Source organism: Sphingomonas bacterium (genome assembly GCF_903643065.1).
Taxonomy (GTDB): Bacteria; Pseudomonadota; Alphaproteobacteria; order Sphingomonadales; family Sphingomonadaceae; genus Sphingomonas.
In genome coordinates, this window is sequence record NZ_CAHJWX010000462.1 from 1 (window position 1) to 2,628 (window position 2,628).

The 2,628-nt window shown below is 72.8% G+C and carries 1 protein-coding gene and 1 pseudogene; both read right to left on the reverse strand.

What is annotated here, in order from left to right; genetic code table 11:
• Positions 1-489, reverse strand: a pseudogene (locus HUU95_RS13890) (ImuA family protein); the annotation flags it as partial.
• Positions 490-548: 59 nt separating this feature from the next.
• The coding region (locus HUU95_RS13895; RefSeq protein ID WP_217429846.1) for a TonB-dependent receptor at positions 549-2,628 on the reverse strand (2,080 nt) is incomplete at its 5' end.

A 2,628-nucleotide genomic window follows, 5' to 3' on the forward strand; every position in this document is an offset into this window, starting at 1 on the left:
CGGCCGGCGCAGCAGCAGCGCGGCGGTGCCCGTGCGTTCGGCGGCGAGCTGGAGCCGGCGCGATTGCGCGGTCTCGACGCGCCGTGCCTCGCCCACTACTGCCGCCAGCCCGCCATGGCGCAGCCCATCCTCCATCAGCGCGAGCAGTTCGGCGTCGTCGCGCGCCTCGGCATAGAGCACGCGCTCGGGATGCAGCCCCGCCTGGTACAGGCCCGGCGCGAACAGGTCGCGCGAGCGCACCACCCACAGCACGGGGCCGCGCGCCCGCGCGACGATCCCGGCGGCGAACAGGATCGCCGCCGCGTCGTCGCCCCAGCCGGCGCCCACCGACGCCAGCTCGTGCAGCGCATCCAGCCGCAACCCGCCATCGGCCAGCCGCGCGTCGAGCATGTCGATCCCGAACGGCAGCAGCGGATGCGTCCGCCCCTCGCCCTCGATCGCGCGCAGGCTGGCCCGGAGATCGGCGATGGTGGGCGTGACAACAGACACAGCGACTCGGAAACTCCAGAGTTCTGTATCTGTTCCTGTTCTGTACCAGTGGTCAAGCGCTACCAGCGCGAGGCGATGCCGATCCTGAGCGATCGAGGTCGCGCCGGCGTGCGCTGGTCGCGCGCCGCCAGGCCGAACGGATTGCCGAACGCGAACCGATCGGGCGCCGCGTTCAACAGGTTGTCGAGATCGAGCGTCATGCCGACGCGCCCGCGCTGCACGCCCGCGCCCGCGCCGAACAGCGCATAGCCGCCCTGGCGCACGTCGAGCAGGTCGCCCGTGCCCAGCACCGAGCGCCCGACCACCGTCACGTTCGCGCCCACGTGCGGCGCGAGCGCGCCGCCCCAGCGATAGCCGAGGTCGGCATGGCCGCCCACCGGCGGCGTGTCCGGCAGGCGGCGGTTGTCGGGGCGCGACTGGTCCGCGATCGGGCCGGTGACATGGTTGTCGGTGTACAGCGCCGAGCCCGACAGGGTCAGCCCCCGCCACGGCGCCCAGTCCAGCGACGCCTCCAGCGCGGTGACCTCCGCGTTGCCGAGATTGATGGTGAAAGGCTGGCCCCGCCGGCTGAACAGGTCCGCCTGGATGTTCGCCCAATGCGCCCGCGACGCGCTGAACGTCAGGCCGAGCGCATGCGGCGAGCGCGGCAGGCGGCGCAGGCCGATCTCGTTCACCGAGATCGTGTCGGGATCGTAATTGGCGACGCGTCCGACGCCGCGCGCCACCGCGAGGCCGCCGGTGCGAAAACCGGTCTGGTGCCGGGCGAACAACGCCAGATCGGTCGACAGGCGCAGCGATGCCGCCATCGTCGGATCGAGCCGCAGCGTCCGCTGACCCTTCACGTACGGCATCGCGCGCTGGATCTGCGACGGCTCGCTGTCGACCCGCGCGATCGTGTAACGGCCGCCCAGAGTGATCGACAGGCGTGTCCAGAAGGTCTGCGTCGCCTCGCCGAACGCCGACGCCGCGCGCGTGAGATTGCGCACGCCAGTGACGTCGCGCTCCATGCCGAGCACGCCGGCCGAACGTTCCAGCACCGAGCGGTCGCTGACCAGCGTCACGCCAACCAGCCATGATCGTCCGCCCGGCAGCACGCGCGACAGCCGCATCTCGTGGCTGGCGAGCAGCTTCTCCGTATCCGCGCGCGAGGTCGACACGGGCCTCACGCCGGGCGGCGTCATGTCGAACAGCTCGGACGTGTCAAACGCGGCGAGCCCGGTGGCCGAGGTGAGTTCCAGCCCCGATGGCCATTGCTTGTTGATCACCAGCCGACCGAAGCGGAACGCGCCGGTGAAGGGCTGCGCGAGCGGATCGCGCCGGGCGAGCGTTCCCTCGCCCGCCAGCGCGTATTGCCCGTCACGCGAGTGGATCCACTGCAGCGCGCCGCTCGCGTCGACCCGCCAGCCGTCCCCCGGCAGCAGCCGGCCGGCGAGCCGTCCACCGGCGATGTCGGTGCGGTTGACGTTGCTCGCGCCGCGCGCGGTATCGTCGATATATCCGCCGTCGCGCACGAGGTAGCCGACGCCGCGCAGGCCCAGCCGGCCGGCGACGACCGGCAGGTTGATCGTGGTCGCCAGATCGCCGCCCGGCGCGCCGCCCGTCAGGGCGGTAGCGCCCGCCTGAACGGCGGCGCCGGCGGTGACGAGATCGGGGGCGTTGGAGGTGAGCCGCACCACGCCGCCGATCGAGCCTGCGCCATACAGCGTGCCCTGCGGCCCTTCCATCACCTCCTCCGCGGCCATGTCGTACAGCCGCAGCCCCGGATCGGGGCCGGACGCGCTCAGTTGCACGTCGTCGAGATAGACGCTGACGGTGGACAGCGTGGTGCCGTTAAAGCTCGAATCGGCGATGCCGCGGATGAACAGCTTGTCGCGCCCGGGGCCGAGCGCGGTGGTCTGCAGCACGGGCAGCAGGCGGGCGAGGTCGCTGGGCGCCGGCGCGCTGCCATCGGGCAGCAGCGGCGAGCCGGTGCGCCGGGTGATCGTGCCGGGATAGCGGATCAGCGGCACCGGTTGCTTGCTGGCCGTGACGACCACCTCCGCCGGCGGCGGCATGGCGGGGGAGGATGGCGCCGGCCGGAGCGTCGGCCGCGCGATCCGGGGTGGGAAAGGCGGCGGCGCGGCGACGATCCGGAAGCCG